Raw genomic sequence first — 19,905 nt, 5'->3', positions numbered from 1 at the left:
AGATCAGGTGTCCGAGACCGCGAAGACCCCGGCAGACTTCTGGTTCGACCCGCTGTGCCCCTGGGCCTGGCTGACGTCCCGCTGGATGCTGGAGGTGGAAAAGGTCCGCCCGGTGGAGGTCCGCTGGCATGTCATGAGCCTGGCCGTGCTCAACGAGAACAAGCTGGACGAGCTCCCCGAGGCGTACCGCGAGGCGATGCTCCCCGGCGGCAGCGCCTGGGGCCCGGTGCGGGTGTGCATCGCCGCCGAGCAGCAGTACGGGACCGAGGTTCTCGGCCGCCTCTACACCGCGCTCGGCACCCGCCTGCACAACGAGGGCCGCGGCCGCGGCCGCGAAACGATCCTGGACGCGCTCGCGGAGGCCGGCCTGCCCGCCGAACTGGCCGACGCGGCGGACTCCGACGCCTACGACAAGCAGCTGCGCGCCTCCCACAAGGAGGGCATCGACCTGGTGGGCCAGGAGGTCGGCACCCCCGTCATCGCCGTCCCCGGCTCCGACGGCGAGCAGATAGCGTTCTTCGGCCCGGTCGTCACCCCGGCCCCCAAGGGCGAGCAGGCCGCCAAGCTCTGGGACGGCACGCTGATGGTCGCCTCCATCCCCGGCTTCTACGAGATCAAGCGCACCCGCACCCAGTCCCCGAGCTTCGACTGACCCACCCCCCCCGTTGTGGGCAGGCGTTCCGCAGGGCGATGGGGGTGCCCCCTGCTCCTTCAGAGCTTGGGGGAGGGTGGGCACAACGGGAACACGGCCCGCAGCCGAAGGCATGAGCGAGGCCCCACGAGTCACGTCCTCGTGGGGCCTCGCCGTTACTCCGCCCGCCTCAGGTGAAAGTTGAGAAGACGATCACGAGGCAGGACGTTCCCTCACCCTTACGGCGCCAACAGCAGGTTGTTCGCACGCTCCCGAGCGGAGCGGTACCGCTTGGCCACGTCCTGCCAGTTGACGACCTCCCACATCGCCTCGATGAAGTCGACCTTCTGGTTCTTGTACTGCAGATAGAACGCGTGCTCCCAGGCGTCGAAGACCAGAATCGGCACCGAGCCCTGGCCGACATTGCCCTGGTGGTCGTAGATCTGCTCGACGATCAGCCGCCCGCTGACCGGCTCGTACGCCAGCACGCCCCAGCCGGACCCCTGTGTGGTCGCGGCCGCCTTCGTCAGCTGCGCCTTGAACCCGGCGTACGAGCCGAAGCTCTCGGCGATCGCGTCGGCCAGCTCGCCCACGCCGTCCTTCTCCAGCGGCTCGCCGCCGCCGTCGCCGGTCATGTTGTGCCAGTAGATGCTGTGCAGGATGTGGCCGGAGAGGTGGAACGCGAGGTTCTTCTCCAGCCCGTTGATGCTGCCCCACTGGTTCTTGTCGCGCGCCTCGGCAAGCTGCTCCAGCGTGTCGTTCGCGCCCTTCACATACGCCGCGTGGTGCTTGTCGTGGTGCAGCTCGATGATCTCGGGGCTGATGACCGGCGCCAGCGCCGAGTAGTCGTAGGGGAGTTCCGGAAGTGTGTAGGTCGCCATGCCGATCCCGCCTCCAAGCTGCGTACATGCCGTAGTGCAGTAATTGCAATCAATGTGCAAGAGCACGCTATCAGCAGGAGTGATCAACGACCGGTCGCGGGGAGTGTCCTGGTCCCAAAGACGGAGGCGGGGCGGGACCTCGGAAGGAGGTCCCGCCCCGCCTGAAGGGAGTGCGGCCGCGCGTTACTTGTCGGCCGGCTCCGCGCTGTTGCTCACAGCCCGCTGCCGTATCAGCCCGATCGCGGCCAGCACCACCGCGAACCCGCCGGTGAACAGCAGCTGGATCCGCTGGTTCTCGTCGCGCAGCATCAGCAGCAGCACCACCGCGACACCCGCCAGCGCCACCCACGTCAGGTAGGGGAACGCCCACATCTTCACCACGAGCTTCTCGGGCGCCTCGCGCTCCAGCCGGCGCCGCATCCGCAACTGGGCCGCGGCGATGAAGCCCCACACCACCAGGACGGCCGCGCCGACCATGTTCAGCAGCCACTGGAAGACCGTGGTGGGCCACCAGAAGCTGAACAGCACCGCGAGGAAACCGAAGGCGGAGCAGAGCAGGACCGCGCGGCGCGGCACGCCGCCGCTGACCTTGCCCAGGAAGGCCGGGCCCTGGCCGCGCGAGATGAGTGAGTACGCCATCCGGGAGGAGCCGTAGATGTTGGCGTTCACCGCGGAGAGCAGCGCCACGAGGATGACCACGTTCATGATCTGGCCGGCCGCCGGGATCTTGAGGTAGTCCAGGACCGCCACGTACGGGCCGCTCTTGGCGATCGAGGGGGCGCTCCACGGGATGACGGTGACGATGATCGCCATCGAGCCGACGTAGAAGAGGGCGATCCGCCACATCGCGGTCCGCACCGCCCTGGCGACACCGCGCACCGGGTCCTTGGACTCGGCGGCCGCGATGGTCACCGTCTCCAGCCCGCCGTAGGCGAACACCGAGGCCAGCAGGCCGACCATCAGGCCGTCGACGCCCTTGGGGAGGAAGCCGCCGTCACCGGTGAGGTGCGAGGCGCCCGGCGCGTCGGTGCCGGGGAGCACGCCGAAGATGGCCAGCAGTCCCAGGACCAGGAAGATGCCGATCGCCGCGACCTTCAGGGCGGCGAACCAGAACTCGAACTCACCGAAGTTCTTCACCGCGGCCAGGTTCGTCGCGGTGAAGATCACCATGAACAGCAGTACCCACATCCAGGGCTCGCTGTCCGGGAACCACTGGTGCATCACGTCCGCGGCGCCCAGTGCCTCGGCGGCCACCGCCACACACAGCAGCGCGGTGAACATCCAGCCCACCGTGAACCCGGCCCAGGAGCCGATGGAACGCTCGGCGTGCACGGAGAAGGATCCGGAGGCCGGATTGGCCGCGGACATCTCGCCGAGCATCCGCATGATCAGCATGATCAGGGCGCCGGAGACGGCATAGGCCAGCACGATCGACGGTCCTGCGGCCGCGATGCCCTCGCGGGAGCCGACGAACAGGCCCGCGCCGATCACCCCGCCCAGGGCGATCATCGAGAGATGGCGCTGCTTGAGGCCGTTGGACAGCGTGGAGCCGCCGTCCTGGCCGGAGCCCGGGACCGCGTCGGTCTCGCGCGCGGGCGCGGCGGACGAGGGTGTCCGATTCATGTCGTACCTGTCCCAGTAGGTGAGGCGGAGCGGGGCGATACTGCGTTCTCCCGGGGCCACGCCCGGCGCGAAGCTGCCGCGGCCCGACCCCCCGGACCCCCGCCGGGGCAGCGGCTCGCGCAGGGCTGCCGACGGCTCAACTCCGGGGTCCTCGGTGAAACGCGCTCAGTCTGGGCGCCGGTGTCCGCTCAGGGCAACAGTCGTGCAGCGAATGTTCGGTATTCAGACGTGATCGTTACCGTTCGTGCCTGACAGCTCGTCGATTGCGACGTGGGGTGACGTCGGAACTGTGGCCTCCGTCTCAGCACGCTTCGGCTGACCCATCGTCAGCCGAAGGGGACGCCGGACCGCGGGACCGGCGCGCCCGCAGTGCGCGCAGGCCCGCGACGGCCAGCACCGCCGCGGTCGCCCCGGCCGACCACAGCAGCTGCGGCCGTGCCGCGTCGTCGGTCAGCATCAGCACCAGCACGCCCGCCATCGCCACCAGCGCCAGCCAGGTGAGATACGGGAAGGCCCACATGCGCAGGGTCAGCGTCCCCGGCGCCTCGCGTTCGATACGCGGACGCAGCCGCAGCTGGGAGACGGCGATCAGCCCCCACACGAACAGCAGCACCGCGCCCACCGAGTTGAGCATGTAGAGGAACACCGAATCCGGCCACTTCAGATTCAGCAGCACCGAGACGAACCCGAAGGCCACCGACGCCAGTACGGCCCGGCGCGGCACCCCTCCGCCCGAGACTTTGAGCAGCGCACGCGGCGCCTCGCCCCGTTCCGCCAGCGAGAACACCATCCGCGACGAGCCGTAGAGATTGGCGTTCAGCGCCGAGAGCAGCGCCACGAAGACCACGATGTTCATGATCTGGCCGGCGCCCGGCACCCCGATACCGTCCAGCACCGCCACATAGGGGCTCTTGCCAGGCCGCATCGACGACCAGGGCAGCAGCGTCACGATGACCAGCATCGAGCCGACGTAGAAGAAGAGGATGCGCCAGACCGCGCTGCGCACCGCCCGGCCGACGGCGCGCGCCGGATCGTCCGACTCGGCGGCGGCGATGGTGACGACCTCCAGCCCGCCGAAGGCGAACACCACCGCGAGAACACCGGAGACCACCCCGGCCCAGCCGTGCGGCAGCAGCCCGCCGTGCCCCGTGAGATTCGCCAGGCCCACGGGGTCCGTGTCCGGCAGCACCCCGAAGACGGCCAGCAGGCCCAGCACGAGGAACAGCACGATCGCGGTGACCTTGAGCGTCGCGAACCAGAACTCGAACTCGCCGAAGTTCTTCACCGCGGCCAGGTTGGCCACCGTGAAGACGACCATGAAGATCAGCACCCAGCCCCACTGCGGAACCGCCGGCACCCAGCCGCAGGCGATCTGTGCCGCGCCGGTCGCCTCCACCGCCAGCACCACGACCAGCAGGAACCAGTACAGCCAGCCGACGCTGAACCCGGCCCAGCGGCCCAGCGCCCGCTCCGCGTGCACCGAGAACGCGCCGGAGGCCGGCATCGCCGCGGACATCTCACCGAGCATCCGCATGACCAGCATGGCCAGCCCGCCCGCGATCAGATACGACAGCACGATCCCGGGACCGGCCACCGCGATGCCCGCGCCGGAGCCCACGAACAGGCCCGCGCCGATCACCCCGCCCAGGCCCAGCATGGTCAGATGGCGCTGCTTGAGCCCCGCGGACAGCGGCTCTCGCTCGCCGGCGCCCTCACCGGAGGAGGTCTTCCCGGCGGTGGTCGGTGCGTCGTGCATGGACTCGTACTCTCACAAGCTGTTTGGGGGAACTCCACAGGTCTCCGCGGGGCGCCCCTAGTTTCGCCGCACCTCGCGGGCTAGCACAAAACCGGCGCCCGGCCACCGCCCCGTCCGTGATGAGCATCACGTGACCTGCAAAGACATGCGCGACGCCAACAGGGCCCGGCATTCTGGCGGTTGTTCGGAACTCTCCAAGCGGGCCGGTGCGGCTTTGTGGCCGCCTCACGATGATCGCCGGCGGCCCGCTGGACTAACGTCAACGCGTCCCGACCGTCCCGTATCCCTCTCACACCGCGGAGTCCCGATGAGCACTGCCGCTCTCACCAGTCCGGGCACTGTCCTCGCCGACCTGCTGCCGGCCGCCACCACCGCCTCCCGCGCCCGCGTCCGCGACGCGGCGCTGGTGCTCGGCGGCGCCGCGCTCACCGGCATGGCGGCCCAGATCGCCGTCCCGGTCCCCGGCTCCCCGGTCCCGGTCACCGGCCAGACCTTCGCCGCCCTGCTCGTCGGCGCCTCGCTCGGCGCCGGCCGCGGTCTGCTCTCCCTGGCGCTGTACGCCCTGGCCGGCATGGCGGGCATGCCGTGGTTCGCGGGCGGCGCCTCGGGTGCCGGCGGCGCCACGTTCGGCTACATCGTCGGCATGCTCCTCGCCGCCACCGTCGTGGGCGCGCTGGCCCGCCGCGGCGGCGACCGCGGAGTGCTGCGTACCGCCGCCACGATGGCCGCCGGCACGGCCGTGATCTACGCCGTCGGCGTCCCGTACCTGGCGCTGAGCACCGGCATGACGCTCGGTCAGGCGGCCGCGGCCGGCCTGGTGCCGTTCCTGATCGGCGACGCGCTGAAGGCGGCGCTGGCGATGGGGGCACTGCCGACCGCCTGGAAGCTGGCCGGCCGTCGCGGTTGACAGGTCTGCGCACGGGGCGGGGCCCGCACCAACGTGGTGCGGGCCCCGCCGTCGTGTCAGGCGCGCGGCCGCTTCCGGTCCAGCACCAGCCCGATCGCCAGCACCACCACCGCCGCGACCACCGACAGGACCATCTGCTCCCGCCCCTCCGGGTCGTAGAACATATAGCCGATGACGAAGAGGATCAGCCCGATCGTCGCGTACGTCAGCCACGGGTAGAGCCACATCCGCACCGTCAGCCGCTCCGGCGTCTCCCGTTCGATGACCCGGCGCATCCGCAGCTGCGAGAAGCAGATGACCAGCCATACGAAAAGCGCCACCGCGCCCGACGAATTCAGCAGGAACTGGAAGACCGTGTCCTTCGACGTATAGCTGAAGACCGTAGCGATGAAGCCGAACGCGACCGACGCCCAGATCGCGACCGCCGGCACCCCGCCCTTGTTGACCTTCTTGAACGATTTCGGCGCGTCACCGCGCTCGCCGAGCGAGAACGCCATCCGGGAAGCCGTGTAGAGCCCGGAGTTCAGACAGGACAGCACCGCGGTCAGCACCACGACGTCCATCACCGTGCCCGCGTACGGAATGTCCAGCGACTTCAGCACCGCCACGTACGGGCTCTTGCGCACCGCCGGATCGTTCCACGGCAGCAGCGTCACGATCACCGCGATCGAACCGAGGTAGAAGAGCGCGATCCGCCAGATGACGCTGTTGACGGCCTTGCGTACGGCCTGCACCGGATTCGGCGACTCGCTCGCCGCCAGCGTGACGATTTCGCTGCCCATGAACGAGAAAACCACCAGCAGCATGCCGGAGAGAATCGCCCCCGGACCATTCGGCAGGAATCCGCCGTGCCCGGTCAGATTCGCCGTGCCCACCGCGTGATCGCCCGGCGGCAATCCGAATATCGCCAGCGCGCCGACCACGATGAAGACCACGATCGCGACGACCTTGATACCGGCGAACCAGAACTCGAACTCACCGAACGAACTCACCGAGACGAGATTGGTGCCGGTCAGCACGACCATCACCAGCAGCGCCCAGGCCCACTGCGGGACGGCCGGAACCCAGCCGGTGAGGATCGCCGCGGCGGCGGTCGCCTCGACGGCCAGCACCACCGACCAGAAGAACCAGTACAGCCAGCCGATCGTGAAACCCGCCCAGCGGCCCAACGCCCGGTCCGCGTAGGCCGAGAACGACCCGGAGGTGGGGGAGGCCGCGGCCATCTCGCCCAGCATCCGCATCACCAGCACGACCAGCAGCCCGGTCAGCGCGTACGAGAGCAGAATGCCGGGCCCGGCGGCCGAGATGCCGGCCCCGGAGCCCACGAACAGTCCCGCGCCGATGACACCACCGATGGCGATCATCGACAGATGGCGGTTCTTCAGTCCTGCCTGCAGCCCGTCCTGCGACTGCCCCCCGGTGGGTCCGGCACCGGGATCACCGGTGGTGGGGACCGCTTCGGAGGTAGGCGGTGGGGCGCCCATGTGCACCGTCCTTGTGTGGTTCACGGAAATGGAACCCCAGCATTAGATCTTCGTTAACCATGGATTGGAAGGCCTGGCGACGGATTGTTGCGTGAAAAGCTGGAGAGTTCCGCGCCACGCATACGTACACAAGGTCAACAAGCGATTACGCCCACGACGCCGCTAACGGACCCGGCGGCGCCTACCCCGCACCGGCCGTGTCACACTCATCGCATGCGCGTGTACCTCGGCTCCGACCATGCAGGTTTCGACCTGAAGAACCACCTCGTCGAATGGCTCAAGGCCAATGGCCACGAGCCCGTCGACTGCGGCCCGCACATCTACGACGCCCAGGACGACTACCCGCCGTTCTGCCTGCGCGCCGCGGAGAAGACCGCCGGCGACCCGGACAGCCTCGGCATCGTGATCGGCGGCTCCGGCAACGGCGAGCAGATCGCCGCCAACAAGGTCAAGGGCGTACGGGCCGCACTGGCCTGGAGCGAGGAGACCGCCAAGCTCGGCCGCGAGCACAACAACGCCAACGTCATCTCGGTCGGCGGCCGGATGCACACCCAGGACGAGGCCACGAAGTTCATCGAGGTCTTCCTGAACACCCCCTACTCGGGCGAGGAACGGCACACCCGCCGCATCGACATGCTCTCGGCATACGAGACCACCGGCGAACTCCCCGCCATCCCGGCCCACCACCCGCAGGGCTGACCACCGCACGCCACCGCCGCCCGCCCTCCCCGGCGCCGGGGAGGGCGGGCGCGCCCACTGGAGGCCACACCCGTGCCCGAGGGCCACACCATCCACCGCCTCGCCGCGGACTACGGCGCCCGCTTCCTCGGGCGGAAGGTCCGTGTCACCAGCCCCCAGGGCAAGTTCTCCGACAGCGCGGCCCTCGTCGACAAGCAGGAACTGACCCACACAGAGGCGCACGGCAAACACCTCTTCCTCGGCTTCGCCGAGACCGGCTGGATCCACATCCACCTCGGCCTCTTCGGCAAACTCGGCTTCGGTGACGCCCCGGCCCCGCCCCCCACCGACACCGTGCGCCTGCGGATCGCGAACCCGTCCGGATACGCGGACCTGCGCGGCCCCACCACCTGCGCCCTGATCACCGACCCCGAGAAGCAGGCGATACACGACCGGCTCGGCCCCGACCCGCTGCGCCCGGACGACGACCCGGCCCCGGCCTGGGCGCGGATCTCCCGCAGCCGCACCACCGTCGCCGCACTGCTGATGGACCAGAAGGTCATCGCCGGCGTCGGCAACGTCTACCGCGCCGAGGTTCTCTTCCGGCACGGCATCGACCCCTACCTCCCGGGCCGCGACCTCACCCGCGCCGAATGGGACGCGATCTGGGCCGACCTGGTCTTCCTGATGCGCGAGGGCGTCCGGCACAACCGGATCGACACCGTACGCCCCGAGCACCTGCCCGAGGCCATGGGCCGCCCGCCGCGCGTCGACGACCACGGCGGCGAGGTGTACGTCTACCGCCGCGCCAACGGGCGCTGCCACATCTGTGGCGGCGAGATCCGCACCGCCGGTCTCGCCGCCCGCAACCTCTTCTGGTGCCCCGGCTGCCAGCCGGCCAGGAGCGGCGGCCGGAACTGATCGGCCACCCGGCCAGTCGCCTGGGGCCACCCGGGTGCGGAGCCGTCCCGGCCGCCCAACTCGCCGTACCAAGCGCCCCATTCGGCCCCCGGCGCCACCGACGAAGCACCAGTAATTCCGTCGTCCCGTGCCACTCCCGGCAGGACGATCTCCGGCAGCGCGACCGCATGTCGAACGCGATTTCCCGGTAATTCAGCGGAGCGACGTGCGGCGAATCGACGCACCGCCGAACGGGTGGATAAGGTCCCAGAGCAATGGCAAGCGGCCCGGGTACGGAACCTCTGACGGCACGGATGCACAAAGGTCTGCACCGGGCCCGCATCGGCGTGCGCAAGGCCGGCGTCGACTACTTCCGCGGCGACGGCTCCGACTGGCCCGCACTGGTCGCCCTGCTCATCGCCATCCCCGCCATCGCCACCGGCACCCTCTGGCACTCCGACTGGTTCGCGCCGACCGCCCTGGTCCTCCCGGTGATCGCCGGCGGCCTGCTGCTCCGGCCCGCCAACCTCCTGGTGCTGTACGGCGCCTCCGCGTGCGCACTGATCGTCGAGGCCGCCCTGTTCGGCCCGTACGACGAGGGACCGGACCGGATCACCCCCGGCACGGTCCTGGTCGTCGCCGCGGTCGGCCTCTTCGGACTGCTGATCGCCCAGTTCCGCAGCCGGGTCGGCGTCCCCTGGCGGCGCGGCGGCACCATGCTCTTCGACCTGCGCGAGCGGATCCGGGTACAGAGCAAACTGCCCAAACTGCCCAAGGGTTGGCATCGCGAGATGGCGCTGCGCCCGGCCGGCGGCCAGTCCTTCTCCGGCGACTTCGTCGTGGCCTCCCGCACCCAGGGCGGCAACATCCTCGAAGTCGTGCTGACCGACGTGTCCGGCAAGGGCATGGACGCGGCCTCCCGCGCCCTGCTGCTGTCCGGCGCGTTCGGCGGCCTGCTCGGCTCGCTGCCGCCGCACGGCTTCCTGCCCGCCGCCAACGGCTATCTGCTGCGCCAGGACTGGCACGAGGGCTTCGCGACCTCCATCCATCTCGTCCTCGACCTGGAGTCCGGCGACTACGAACTCCTCTCCGCGGGCCATCTGCCGGCCCTCCAGCTCAACGCGGGCACCGGCCGCTGGGAGGAGAAGTCGGGGGAGGGGCCGCTCCTCGGGGTCTACGACGGTGCCCAGTTCGACCCGGTGAAGGGGACGCTGCGGCCCGGCGACGTCCTGATGATGTTCACCGACGGCCTGGTCGAGGCGTCCGGCCGTGACATCGCGGAGGGCATGGACCGGCTGACCGGCGAGGCCGAACGCTATGTACACGGCGGTTTCGCCGGCGCCGCCTGGCATCTGATCGAGGCCGTCGCCAAGGACGTCAACGACGACCGGGCGCTGCTGCTGATCTGCCGGGACGCGTAGGGCCAGTCCGAGCCGCCGCCCTCGCCACATGGGCCGCTCGGGCTCCGGCAAGTCGACGTTCCTGCGGTGCGCCGCGGGCCTGGACCGCCCCACCGCCGCCCCGGTGCGACTCGCCGACACGGAAAATCACCCGCATGAGTGAGAACCGCCTCACGCCCCTGCGCCGCAGCCGCCTCGCCTTCGTCCTCCAGGCGTGCAACCCGCTGCCCGCGCTCACCGCCGAGCAGAACACGGCACCGCCGATGCGGCCGGCCGGACAGTGTCCCGACGGCCTGCCGGGTGGCCGACGTACTGCACCGGGTCGGCCAGCACGAGCACGCGCGGCGCCGCCCCGGCCGGCTCTCCGGCGGCCGGCAGCAGAGGGTGGCGATCGCCCGCGCGCTGGTCACCGAACCCCGACGTGATCTTCGCCGACGAGCCGACGAGCCGACCGGCGCCCTCGGCTCCGGCACCGCGGCCGAGGTCCTCGGCCCGCCGTCGACGCCCTGCCCCTCGGCGCGACTCACGCGGTCAGGCGGTCACGCGCTCCCGAGTCCGCGCCGTATCGGCCGGATCCTTGCGGAACGCCCATGCCATCGTCGGTTCCATCGCGAAGCGGAACACCTTGCGGACCGGCGGTGTGCACAGGGCCGTCACGATGACCGCCGCGATCAGCGTGACCGCGATCTCACCCAGTGGCGTGTGCAGCCACGCGTAGTCGTCGAACCAGCCCCAGAACCGCGACCCCTTGGCCAGGAAGCCGTGCAGCAGATAGCCGTAGAGCGTCCCCGCGCCCAGCACGGTGAACCACATCGGCCGCCTGGGCACCCAGGAGAAGAAACAGGCCACCAGCACGATCGAGCAGCCGAACAGAGCCGGCGTCATGACCAGGCCGACCCACCCGGTGGTGCCCAACTCCTGTGCGCTGTCCCGGTGGTAGAACCACGCCGAGCTCATCCGGGGAGCCGCCCAGTACGCCATCACCAGCGCGCACGCGAAGATCGGCAGCGAAGCGATCCGTACCGCCCGCCGCTGCACCAGTGTGAAGTGCTCCGGCCGCATACACAGTCCCAGCACGAAGAACGGCAGGAACTGCAGCACCCGTTGGAGATCCAGATCGTCCCCGATGTCCGGCGAGACGGACGCGAGCACGGCGATGGCCAGCGCGAGCGGAATCGGCCAGCGCACGATCTTCCACAGCGGGGTGGTCAGCCGCCAGATGAACAGCGCCACCAGGAACCACGTCAGGAACCAGGGATCGAGCAGGCTGATCGGATGGCCCGGATCGTCGTCCGCCCACCGCTTGAAGAACGAGTACGCCGTCTCGAAGAGGACGTACGGGACCGCTACGCCGGTGACCAGCCGCTGCAGCCGGTCCTTCCGCATGTCGAAACTGCGGGAGAAATAGCCGGAGATGATGATGAACGCCGGCATGTGGAACGTGTAGACGGTCATGTAGAACGCCTCGGCCGCGCGGCTGCCGTCGGTCAGCGGCTCCCAGACGTGCCCCATCGCCACCAGGACGATGGCCAGGTACTTCGCGTTGTCGAAGAACGCGTCCCGGCCGCCTTTCGGGGCGGGGGCCGGCGGCTGCTCGGGCGCGCCCGGCGGCTCAGCGGCACGCGCCGACCGGTCGGCACCCGCCGCCTCCCTGGCAGGAGGGAGCTCTTGTCGAGGAGTCTGGGCGGCGTGAGACATCTCAGGCACGATAGCGGCGCACGGCGAATGCGTAAAACCGTTCCGGCGTTATTTCGCAATTCCGCAGGCGCTCTTGCTCGTACCGCGCACATAAATCCCGCAATCGGCGGGGAGGCAACGGGTGGAGATCCGTTCGCGTGCGCGCGCATCCCGCGAACGGCGCCACGAAACCGCCACCCGACTGCCCGGGTTTATACCTTTTAATCGCCCCGAATCGGGCGGTATCCCCTGCGGACGGCCCGACAGGAATGTCCGCTTCCTTAATGCTATGTCCGAATGAATCCACGGGGCCCGGGTGGACTCCGTATACCGTGACGGACGCCACGGAAAAGAAATTCGCCGAGGGGTGATAGCGGCTGCACGGATATTCGATCCGCATGGCGATTGCCGGCCGTCTGTCGGAGATCCCGCAGGGATAGTGATCAGGCCGGAATATCGATGTGACGCGCGTCTCGGAATTCCGGACGGGCGGCCCCTGCCCCGCCCCCCACCGGCGGCGATCGACCCGGTGCCCGGCCGCCGGCGGCGGAAACCGGGCAAAGCGTTGGCCGATGATTCGTCACCCGCCTGCGATGGGAAGAAGGTTGGTGGCACGATGGGGCCAAGGGGGTGTGAGCGGCATGCCCCCAGGGGCCGGTGAGGCGTTCCGACCGAGGGTGTGATCAGTTGTGGCTCTATCGCTGTCCGTGGTGCTGCTGTTGGGGATCGTGTTGGTCGTACTGATCCGGGGGAAGTCGATCAAGCCGGGCCCGGCGATAGTGGCCGTCCTCTTCGGATTCTTCCTCGCGTCCACGGGCATGGCGCCCTCGATCAACCGGTTCTTCAACTCCCTGGCCGACACGATCAACCACATCACCTTCTAGGAGCCCGCTCCACGGGGCCCACCCAGAGGCGCCGCCACCGCGGTCAGTCGCCGGGCTCGGTCCGCGTCAGCGCGTCCCGTACGGCATCCTCGCTCCGGCCCACCAGCGCCGACCCGTCGTCCGCGGTGATGATCGGCCGCTGGATCAGCCGGGGATGCGCCGCCAGCGCCGCGATCCACCGCTCGCGCCCGGCCTCCGTGCGCTCCCAGGTCCGCAGCCCCAGCTCCTTCGCCTCGGCCTCCTGGGTCCGGGTGATGTCCCACGGCTCCAGGCCCAGCCGCTCCAGCACACCGCGCAGCTCGTCCGCGGTCGGCGGCTCCTCCAGATACCTGCGCACGGTGTACTCCGCGCCCTCCTCGTCGAGGATCTGCACGGCGGAACGGCACTTGGAACACGCGGGATTGATCCAGATCTCCATGCCGGCCACTCTACGATCGGCACCGCCCCGCCCGTGTCGTGCGGGTCACCGGGCCCGGAGCCAGACTGGAAGTGGCGGCGAGGCCGAGCCGGGCCATGGAGGAGTCATGACGGCGACGGCATGGGTGGACGCCCCGGTCGCGATCCAGGGCGAGCGGGTGGACATACGCGTCCAGGATCTCGGGGGAGGCATGTCCGCCGCGTTCGTGCGGCTGGCCAAGGGCACCGACCTGACGCCGGCCTTCAAGGACCTCCCGGACGGCCTGTGCCCGTGCCCGCATTGGGGATACCTCTTCAAGGGACGGCTCAGGATGCGGACCGCGCACGGGGAGGAGATCTACCAGCCGCGGCAGGCGTTCTACTGGCCGCCCGGTCACGCCCCCGAGGCGCTGGAGGACTGCGAGTATCTGCACTTCTCGCCGACCGAGGAGTGCCACGCGGTGATCGGCCACCTCGCATCGCGGTCCGTGCAGCGGCTGCTGCAGCGGCAGGGTTCGGGGAGACAACAAGGGCCAGACCGAGGGGATGCCCTCTGACCTGGCCCTTTGCCGTACGGAGCGGGCGACGGGAATCGAACCCGCGTAGCCAGTTTGGAAGACTGGGGCTCTACCATTGAGCTACGCCCGCGAGCGCCGCAGGTCGCAGGACCTCGGCACGCAGAGCATCCTAGCGGGTCGCGGCGGCGTGCCGCACACCGCATGCCGCCCGTGGGCGGGGTCCCGGATATCTGGCAGCCAGAGCGTCTTCGGCCATGTACCCTACGTGTCGCACCGACGGGGTGTGGCGCAGCTTGGTAGCGCGTCCGCTTTGGGAGCGGAAGGTCGTCGGTTCGAATCCGGCCACCCCGACCAGCGTTTTCACGCCAGAACCACAGTCTCATCCTGAGCCGCGGCAGTCCGCCGGGCGAATGCTCAAGATCGCGTTGTGGGCGTCATCCTTCCTGCGGTTACTATGCAAGCTGCGTGCCCGTGTGTCTCTGTGCCGGGCGCGATCGACCGGGGCCCACATCACCGGGTGCCGGAAGATCTCAGGCAAAACCCCAGAAGTCAGCCCCAAGGAGACCGAACCGTGAAGAGCGCCGTGGAGACCCTGAACCCGACCCGGGTTCGGCTCACTGTCGAGGTGCCCTTCGAGGAGCTCAAGGACAGCCTCGACGCGGCGTACAAGAAGATCAACCAGCAGGTCACGGTGAAGGGCTTCCGCCAGGGCAAGATCCCGGCCCGCGTCATCGACCAGCGGTTCGGCCGCGGTGCCGTGCTGGAGGAGGCCGTCAACGACGCGCTCCCGAAGTTCTACACCGAAGCGGTCAACGAGGGTGAGCTGAACGTCCTCGGCCAGCCCGACGTCGACATCACCGAGCTGAAGGACGGCGAGCTGCTGGCCTTCACCGCCGAGGTCGACATCCGCCCCGCCCTGGAGATCCCGGACTACTCCGGTATCGAGGTCGAGGTCGACGCCGTCGAGGTGTCGGACGAGGACATCGACAAGTCCGTCGAGCAGCTGCGCGAGCGCTTCGCCTCCACCAGCCCGGTCGAGCGCGCCGCCGCCGACGGCGACGTGCTGACCATCGACCTGGAGGCCAAGGTCGACGGCGAGGTGCTGGAGGACGGTGTCGCCCAGGGCGTCACCTACACCGTCGGCTCCGGCGAGCTCCTCGACGGCATCGACGAGGCCGTCAAGGGCCTGGAGGCCGGCGGCAGCGCCACCTTCACCTCCGAGCTCAAGGGCGGCTCCGCCCAGGGCAAGGAGGCCGAGGTCAAGGTCGACGTCACCGAGGTCAAGTCCCGCGAACTGCCCGAGCTGGACGACGACTTCGCGCAGCTGGCCAGCGAGTTCGACACCCTCGAAGAGCTCCGGGCGGACAGCGCCAAGCGCCTCGCCCAGATGAAGAAGTACGACCAGGCCACCCAGGCCCAGGAGAAGGTCCTGGACGAGCTGCTCAAGCTCGTCGAGGTGCCGATGCCCGAGAAGCTGCTCGCGGACGAGATCCAGACCCGCAAGCACAACCTGGTCAACCACCAGCTCGCCCAGATGGGCCTCGACCTCGCGAAGTACCTGGAGATCCAGGGCAAGACCGAGGAGGAGTTCGACGCCGAGACCAAGGAGCAGGCGGAGAAGGGCATCAAGACCCAGTTCATCCTGGACGAGCTGGTCAACAAGGAGAAGCTGAACGTCAGCCAGGAGGAGCTCACCGAGCACCTCATGCGCCGCGCGCAGTCCTCCGGCATGTCGCCCGACCAGTTCGCCCAGGCCGTCGTCGAGGGCGGCCAGGTGCCGATGCTCGTCGGCGAGGTCGCCCGCGGCAAGGCGCTCGCCGTGGTCGTCGAGGCCGCCACGGTCAAGGACACCAACGGTGAGGTCGTCGACCTCGACGACGAGGACGAGACCGGCGAGACGGTCGAGGCCGTCGCCGAGGACGTCGTCGCCGCCGCCGAGGGCACGGACACCGAGGAAGCCGCCGCGGCCGAGGAGAAGGCCGAGGACAAGGACGCCTGAGCCCCGGCTCACGTCCCCGTTTCCTGAGTACGGGCCCGAACACGCACGTCCGCGTGTTCGGGCCCGTATGTCATACCGGACCGGTGAGCCTGCGCTCACAGCGAACAGTTCTCAATGCGGGATGGCGTTGTCCGACCTGCGCGTTAGGGTCCGTAGATACGAGGGCAGGGGAGTCCCTGAAAGCGCGCCGGCGCACCACGCGGCGCAGGTCCCCGCGCCCCAGAAGACGACGCTGAGACGGCCCCGGCCGTCCGACAACGAGCAGGTGGACACGTGACGATCCCGATGCCTTCCGCCGCCGCTGAGCCGACCATCGGTGGCCTCGGCGACCAGGTCTACAACCGGCTGCTCGGCGAGCGGATCATCTTCCTCGGCCAGCCGGTCGACGACGACATCGCCAACAAGATCACCGCGCAGCTGCTTCTCCTCGCCGCGGACCCGGACAAGGACATCTTCCTCTACATCAACTCTCCGGGCGGCTCGATCTCGGCCGGCTTGGCGATCTACGACACGATGCAGTACATCAAGAACGACGTCGTGACCATCGCCATGGGCCTCGCCGCCTCCATGGGGCAGTTCCTGCTGAGCGCCGGCACCCCGGGCAAGCGCTTCGCCCTGCCGAACGCGGAGATCCTCATCCACCAGCCCTCCGCTGGTCTGGCCGGCTCCGCGTCGGACATCAAGATCCACGCCGAGCGGCTGCTGCACACCAAGAAGCGGATGGCCGAGCTGACCGCCTTCCACACCGGCCAGACCGTCGAGCGGATCACCCACGACTCGGACCGCGACCGCTGGTTCTCCGCCGACGAGGCCAAGGAGTACGGCCTCATCGATGACGTGATGACCTCCGCCTCCGGCGTTCCGGGCGGGGGCGGCACGGGGGCCTGAGCCCCGTACCACTCGCCCCACAGCCACCCCAGCCCACTTGATCGCCACCAGGACGGTGAACACCACGATGAACAACTTCCCCGGCAGCGGCCTCTACGAGGGCGCGCAGTCCGAGTTTTCCGGTCCTCGGGCCGAGGCTCGCTACATCGTTCCGCGCTTCGTCGAGCGCACCTCGCAGGGCGTGCGCGAGTACGACCCGTACGCGAAGCTCTTCGAGGAGCGGGTGATCTTCCTCGGCGTGCAGATCGACGACGCCTCCGCCAACGACGTCATGGCGCAGCTGCTGTGCCTGGAGTCGATGGACCCGGACCGGGACATCTCGATCTACATCAACAGCCCCGGTGGCTCCTTCACGGCGCTCACCGCGATCTACGACACGATGCAGTTCGTGAAGCCCGACATCCAGACGGTCTGCATGGGCCAGGCGGCCTCCGCCGCGGCCGTGCTGCTCGCCGCCGGCACCCCCGGCAAGCGGATGGCGCTGCCCAACGCCCGGGTGCTGATCCACCAGCCGTACAGCGAGACCGGCCGCGGCCAGGTCTCCGACCTGGAGATCGCCGCCAACGAGATCCTGCGGATGCGCTCGCAGCTGGAGGACCTGCTGGCCAAGCACTCCTCCACGCCGATCGAGAAGATCCGTGACGACATCGAGCGCGACAAGATCCTGACCGCCGAGGAGTCCCTGGCGTACGGCCTCGTCGACCAGATCGTCTCGACCCGGAAGTCGTCCGTCTCCATCGGATAGCGACCGGACCGGCGACTCGGTCGAACAGCGATCTTCGCGAAGTGTGCCGGAGAGCCGACCCCTTGGACCGATCGCGGATCGACTGAACCGAGTCGGTCCAAGGGGGGCCCGAACGGGGGGCCCGGCAAGGTACCGTCGATAGGCAAGCACCCGGGTCCGCGGAGCAATGCGGATCCCAGGCGAAGGGGAAGCACCTCGTGGCACGCATCGGTGACGGCGGCGACCTGCTCAAGTGCTCATTCTGCGGGAAGAGCCAGAAGCAGGTGAAGAAGCTCATCGCGGGGCCTGGTGTGTACATCTGCGACGAGTGCATCGACCTCTGCAACGAAATCATCGAGGAGGAGCTCGCCGAGACCTCCGAGGTGCGGTGGGAGGAGCTCCCCAAACCGCGGGAGATCTACGAGTTCCTGAACGGCTATGTCGTCGGCCAGGAGCCCGCCAAGAAGGCGCTCTCGGTCGCCGTCTACAACCACTACAAGCGGGTACAGGCCGGCGAGAACGGCCCGGGGCGCGGTGACGAGGGCATCGAGCTCGCCAAGTCCAACATCCTGCTGCTCGGCCCCACCGGCTCCGGCAAGACCCTGCTCGCGCAGACCCTCGCCCGGATGCTGAACGTCCCCTTCGCGTTCGCCGACGCCACCGCCCTGACGGAGGCCGGCTACGTGGGCGAGGACGTGGAGAACATCCTCCTCAAGCTGATCCAGGCCGCGGACTTCGACATCAAGAAGGCCGAGACCGGCATCATCTACATCGACGAGATCGACAAGGTCGCCCGTAAGAGCGAGAACCCCTCGATCACCCGCGATGTCTCCGGCGAGGGCGTCCAGCAGGCGCTGCTGAAGATCCTGGAGGGCACCACCGCCTCTGTCCCGCCCCAGGGCGGCCGCAAGCACCCCCACCAGGAATTCATCCAGATCGACACCACGAACGTCCTCTTCATCGTCGGCGGCGCCTTCGCCGGCCTGGAGAAGATCATCGAGGCCCGGTCCGGCGCAAAGGGCATCGGCTTCGGCGCCACGATCCGCTCCAAGCGCGAGATCGAGTCCAAGGACCAGCTCCAGGAGGTCATGCCGGAGGACCTGGTGAAGTTCGGGATGATCCCGGAGTTCATCGGCCGCCTCCCGGTCCTCACCTCCGTCCACAACCTCGACCGCGAGGCGCTCCTCCAGATCCTCGTGGAGCCGCGCAACGCCCTCGTCAAGCAGTACCAGCGCCTCTTCGAACTCGACGGCGTGGAGCTGGACTTCGACCGCCCGGCCCTGGAGGCCATCGCCGACCAGGCCATCCTGCGAGGCACCGGCGCCCGCGGCCTGCGCGCCATCATGGAAGAAGTCCTGATGTCGGTCATGTACGAGGTCCCGTCCCGCAAGGACGTCGCCCGCGTCGTCATCACCGAGGACGTCGTCCACTCCAACGTGAACCCGACGCTGGTACCGCGAAACCGCGGGGACTCGGGCGAGCCGCAGGAGAAGAGCGCGTAGCGCGCGACACACGCAGAAAGCCGCCCGGCAGCGATCCCGCTGCCGGGCGGCTTCGTGTCATCTCGGCCTCGGGCCGGGGTGATGCCGCTACTTCTCCTTGCGGACTTCCTGGCGGATCTTGGCGGTCTTGTCGGCCAGGTCGTCCAGGCCGGGCGCGTGCGCGGTGACCTCACCCTTGGGCGTGATGCCGTCGGTGATGATGACCGTGCCGATCGCGCTGCTGTCGCCCCAGATGCACATGTTGGCGTTGAAGGACATGCTGATGCCGCCTTCGGAGAAGGTGAACTTCAGCGACTTGCACTTCATCACCGCACCGTCGAAGCCGTCCGGCGAGTACGAGTCCGGCCCCTCGACGGTTTCGACCTTGCCCTTCTCGGACTGCATGTTCTTCTGGAACATCTCGTCCTGCTTGGCGAACGCCTTGTCGATGGCGCCCTCCGGGTCGGCGACCTTTCCGTAGACGCCGTTCAAGTCCAGGTTCATGTTGCTGGCATTGGTGTACTTGCCCTGGACCATCTTGGCCTCGGTGATGCCCATGGCCTTGGCTTCTTTGTCCTTGGACATGTCCTTCGGGGTGGAGCCGCCACTGGCACCGGGGACGTCGCTGCCCTTCTTGGTGAACTCCGAGCCCAGCAGCTTGTCCGGGACGGCGATCGTGTACGGCTTGACGTCGCCGCCGCCGCCCGAGCCGAACACGAAGTACGCGCCCACGCCGATGGCCGCGACGACGGCGACCGCGCCGATGATGAGGCCGACCTTCTTACCGCTGCCGCCGCTCTCCGGGGGGCCCTGCGGGATGGTGCCGTAGGGGGTCTGCTGGCCGCCCTGCTGGGGGAAGCCGTAGCCGCCCTGCTGCGGCGGCTGGCCGTACGGGCCGGGCTGCTGCGGCTGCTGGGGGTAGCCGTAGCCCTGCTGCGGGGGCACCTGGCCGCCCTGCTGCGGGTAGCCGTACCCCGGCTGCGGAGCCGGCGGCTGCGGCTGGCCGTAGGGGCCGGGCTGCTGCGGCTGCTGGCCGTACGGCCCCGGCGGCGGCTGGTTGTAGCTCATGGAGCGGTTC

General features: G+C 69.1%; 18 protein-coding genes, 2 tRNA genes and 1 pseudogene. 13 read left to right on the top strand and 8 right to left on the bottom strand.

Going from position 1 to position 19,905, the window contains the following annotated elements; translation table 11 throughout:
• Nucleotides 1–7: 7 nt before the first annotated feature.
• Complete coding sequence (locus FCH28_RS11095) at nucleotides 8–652, top strand: DsbA family protein (protein WP_136739639.1); 645 nt, start codon at nucleotides 8–10, stop codon at nucleotides 650–652.
• A 218-nt stretch (nucleotides 653–870) separates the two neighbouring features.
• Here the strand turns inward: FCH28_RS11095 and FCH28_RS11090 are convergent, their stop codons facing one another.
• The 3 genes from FCH28_RS11090 to FCH28_RS11080 form a co-directional block, all read right to left on the bottom strand.
• Nucleotides 871–1,512, bottom strand: coding sequence for a superoxide dismutase (locus tag FCH28_RS11090; RefSeq protein WP_136739638.1), 642 nt, complete (start codon nucleotides 1,510–1,512; stop codon nucleotides 871–873).
• 183 nt (nucleotides 1,513–1,695) lie between these two features.
• Nucleotides 1,696–3,135, bottom strand: coding sequence for an amino acid permease (locus tag FCH28_RS11085; protein ID WP_136739637.1), 1,440 nt, complete (start codon nucleotides 3,133–3,135; stop codon nucleotides 1,696–1,698).
• 301 nt (nucleotides 3,136–3,436) lie between these two features.
• Nucleotides 3,437–4,891 carry an amino acid permease gene (locus tag FCH28_RS11080; RefSeq protein ID WP_136739636.1) on the bottom strand — a complete coding sequence of 485 codons (1,455 nt, stop codon included), beginning with the start codon at nucleotides 4,889–4,891 and terminating at the stop codon, nucleotides 3,437–3,439.
• A gap of 307 nt (nucleotides 4,892–5,198) precedes the next feature.
• On the opposite strand from FCH28_RS11080, the gene FCH28_RS11075 reads away from it, so the two are divergent.
• Nucleotides 5,199–5,798: a biotin transporter BioY gene (locus FCH28_RS11075; RefSeq protein WP_136739635.1), complete on the top strand. Its 600-nt coding sequence runs from the start codon at nucleotides 5,199–5,201 to the stop codon at nucleotides 5,796–5,798.
• Between the two features lie 56 nt (nucleotides 5,799–5,854).
• Here FCH28_RS11075 and FCH28_RS11070 read toward each other — a convergent pair whose 3' ends face one another.
• Nucleotides 5,855–7,282, bottom strand: a complete 1,428-nt coding sequence (locus FCH28_RS11070) for an amino acid permease (protein WP_136739634.1) — start codon at nucleotides 7,280–7,282, stop codon at nucleotides 5,855–5,857.
• Between the two features lie 213 nt (nucleotides 7,283–7,495).
• Here FCH28_RS11070 and FCH28_RS11065 point away from each other — a divergent pair, with 213 nt between their 5' ends.
• The 4 genes and pseudogenes from FCH28_RS11065 to FCH28_RS39680 all read left to right on the top strand — a co-directional run.
• Nucleotides 7,496–7,981 (top strand): ribose-5-phosphate isomerase, encoded by a 486-nt coding sequence (locus tag FCH28_RS11065; RefSeq protein ID WP_136739633.1) that lies wholly within the window; start codon nucleotides 7,496–7,498, stop codon nucleotides 7,979–7,981.
• 72 nt (nucleotides 7,982–8,053) lie between these two features.
• On the top strand, nucleotides 8,054–8,881 hold the full coding sequence (locus FCH28_RS11060) for an Fpg/Nei family DNA glycosylase (RefSeq protein WP_136739632.1): 828 nt from the start codon (nucleotides 8,054–8,056) through the stop codon (nucleotides 8,879–8,881).
• A 254-nt stretch (nucleotides 8,882–9,135) separates the two neighbouring features.
• The gene (locus FCH28_RS11055; RefSeq protein ID WP_136739631.1) at nucleotides 9,136–10,281 is read left to right on the top strand and encodes a PP2C family protein-serine/threonine phosphatase; all 1,146 of its coding nucleotides are present in this window, start codon (nucleotides 9,136–9,138) and stop codon (nucleotides 10,279–10,281) included.
• A gap of 28 nt (nucleotides 10,282–10,309) precedes the next feature.
• Nucleotides 10,310–10,752, top strand: a pseudogene (locus tag FCH28_RS39680) (ABC transporter ATP-binding protein); the annotation flags it as partial.
• Nucleotides 10,753–10,791: 39 nt separating this feature from the next.
• On the opposite strand, the gene FCH28_RS11040 reads toward FCH28_RS39680, so the two are convergent.
• Nucleotides 10,792–11,958 (bottom strand): acyltransferase family protein, encoded by a 1,167-nt coding sequence (locus tag FCH28_RS11040; RefSeq protein WP_136739629.1) that lies wholly within the window; start codon nucleotides 11,956–11,958, stop codon nucleotides 10,792–10,794.
• A 668-nt stretch (nucleotides 11,959–12,626) separates the two neighbouring features.
• Here FCH28_RS11040 and FCH28_RS11035 point away from each other — a divergent pair.
• Nucleotides 12,627–12,821, top strand: coding sequence for a hypothetical protein (locus tag FCH28_RS11035; RefSeq protein ID WP_136739628.1), 195 nt, complete (start codon nucleotides 12,627–12,629; stop codon nucleotides 12,819–12,821).
• Between the two features lie 43 nt (nucleotides 12,822–12,864).
• Here FCH28_RS11035 and FCH28_RS11030 read toward each other — a convergent pair whose 3' ends face one another.
• A complete protein-coding gene (locus FCH28_RS11030; protein WP_136739627.1) occupies nucleotides 12,865–13,239 on the bottom strand; it encodes an arsenate reductase family protein in 375 nt (124 codons plus the stop codon).
• A gap of 106 nt (nucleotides 13,240–13,345) precedes the next feature.
• Between FCH28_RS11030 and FCH28_RS11025 the strand changes: the two genes are divergently transcribed.
• Complete coding sequence (locus FCH28_RS11025) at nucleotides 13,346–13,774, top strand: cupin domain-containing protein (RefSeq protein WP_342781602.1); 429 nt, start codon at nucleotides 13,346–13,348, stop codon at nucleotides 13,772–13,774.
• 20 nt (nucleotides 13,775–13,794) lie between these two features.
• Here the strand turns inward: FCH28_RS11025 and FCH28_RS11020 are convergent.
• A tRNA-Gly gene (locus FCH28_RS11020) sits at nucleotides 13,795–13,865 on the bottom strand.
• A 147-nt stretch (nucleotides 13,866–14,012) separates the two neighbouring features.
• Here FCH28_RS11020 and FCH28_RS11015 point away from each other — a divergent pair.
• From FCH28_RS11015 to clpX, 5 genes are all read left to right on the top strand, one after another.
• Nucleotides 14,013–14,089: transfer RNA gene (locus tag FCH28_RS11015), tRNA-Pro, on the top strand.
• A gap of 217 nt (nucleotides 14,090–14,306) precedes the next feature.
• Nucleotides 14,307–15,734, top strand: a complete 1,428-nt coding sequence (gene tig / locus FCH28_RS11010) for a trigger factor (protein WP_136739626.1) — start codon at nucleotides 14,307–14,309, stop codon at nucleotides 15,732–15,734.
• Between the two features lie 285 nt (nucleotides 15,735–16,019).
• Complete coding sequence (locus FCH28_RS11005; RefSeq protein WP_136739947.1) at nucleotides 16,020–16,622, top strand: ATP-dependent Clp protease proteolytic subunit; 603 nt, start codon at nucleotides 16,020–16,022, stop codon at nucleotides 16,620–16,622.
• A gap of 67 nt (nucleotides 16,623–16,689) precedes the next feature.
• The gene (locus FCH28_RS11000; RefSeq protein ID WP_136739948.1) at nucleotides 16,690–17,367 is read left to right on the top strand and encodes an ATP-dependent Clp protease proteolytic subunit; all 678 of its coding nucleotides are present in this window, start codon (nucleotides 16,690–16,692) and stop codon (nucleotides 17,365–17,367) included.
• Between the two features lie 197 nt (nucleotides 17,368–17,564).
• Nucleotides 17,565–18,848 (top strand): ATP-dependent Clp protease ATP-binding subunit ClpX, encoded by a 1,284-nt coding sequence (gene clpX / locus FCH28_RS10995; RefSeq protein WP_136739625.1) that lies wholly within the window; start codon nucleotides 17,565–17,567, stop codon nucleotides 18,846–18,848.
• An 87-nt stretch (nucleotides 18,849–18,935) separates the two neighbouring features.
• Here the strand turns inward: clpX and FCH28_RS10990 are convergent, their stop codons facing one another.
• Nucleotides 18,936–19,895 (bottom strand): hypothetical protein, encoded by a 960-nt coding sequence (locus tag FCH28_RS10990; RefSeq protein ID WP_136739624.1) that lies wholly within the window; start codon nucleotides 19,893–19,895, stop codon nucleotides 18,936–18,938.
• Nucleotides 19,896–19,905 lie beyond the last annotated feature (10 nt).

Source organism: Streptomyces piniterrae (genome assembly GCF_005048155.1).
GTDB classification, from domain to species: Bacteria; Actinomycetota; Actinomycetes; order Streptomycetales; family Streptomycetaceae; genus Streptomyces; species Streptomyces piniterrae.
The sequence above is the reverse complement of the archived record's forward strand: the minus strand, read 5'-3'. Positions and strand labels throughout refer to the sequence as shown.

What these genes read in the sequence shown, in the direction of transcription:
- FCH28_RS11090 (WP_136739638.1), bottom strand. Translation starts at nt 1,512, where the DNA reads ATGGCGACCTACACACTTCCGGAACTCCCCTACGACTACTCGGCGCTG.
- FCH28_RS11085 (WP_136739637.1), bottom strand. Translation starts at nt 3,135, where the DNA reads ATGAATCGGACACCCTCGTCCGCCGCGCCCGCGCGCGAGACCGACGCG.
- FCH28_RS11080 (WP_136739636.1), bottom strand. Translation starts at nt 4,891, where the DNA reads ATGCACGACGCACCGACCACCGCCGGGAAGACCTCCTCCGGTGAGGGC.
- FCH28_RS11075 (WP_136739635.1), top strand. Translation starts at nt 5,199, where the DNA reads ATGAGCACTGCCGCTCTCACCAGTCCGGGCACTGTCCTCGCCGACCTG.
- FCH28_RS11070 (WP_136739634.1), bottom strand. Translation starts at nt 7,282, where the DNA reads ATGGGCGCCCCACCGCCTACCTCCGAAGCGGTCCCCACCACCGGTGAT.
- FCH28_RS11065 (WP_136739633.1), top strand. Translation starts at nt 7,496, where the DNA reads ATGCGCGTGTACCTCGGCTCCGACCATGCAGGTTTCGACCTGAAGAAC.
- FCH28_RS11055 (WP_136739631.1), top strand. Translation starts at nt 9,136, where the DNA reads ATGGCAAGCGGCCCGGGTACGGAACCTCTGACGGCACGGATGCACAAA.
- FCH28_RS11040 (WP_136739629.1), bottom strand. Translation starts at nt 11,958, where the DNA reads ATGTCTCACGCCGCCCAGACTCCTCGACAAGAGCTCCCTCCTGCCAGG.
- FCH28_RS11030 (WP_136739627.1), bottom strand. Translation starts at nt 13,239, where the DNA reads ATGGAGATCTGGATCAATCCCGCGTGTTCCAAGTGCCGTTCCGCCGTG.
- FCH28_RS11025 (WP_342781602.1), top strand. Translation starts at nt 13,346, where the DNA reads ATGACGGCGACGGCATGGGTGGACGCCCCGGTCGCGATCCAGGGCGAG.
- FCH28_RS11005 (WP_136739947.1), top strand. Translation starts at nt 16,020, where the DNA reads ATGCCTTCCGCCGCCGCTGAGCCGACCATCGGTGGCCTCGGCGACCAG.
- FCH28_RS11000 (WP_136739948.1), top strand. Translation starts at nt 16,690, where the DNA reads ATGAACAACTTCCCCGGCAGCGGCCTCTACGAGGGCGCGCAGTCCGAG.
- FCH28_RS10990 (WP_136739624.1), bottom strand. Translation starts at nt 19,895, where the DNA reads ATGAGCTACAACCAGCCGCCGCCGGGGCCGTACGGCCAGCAGCCGCAG.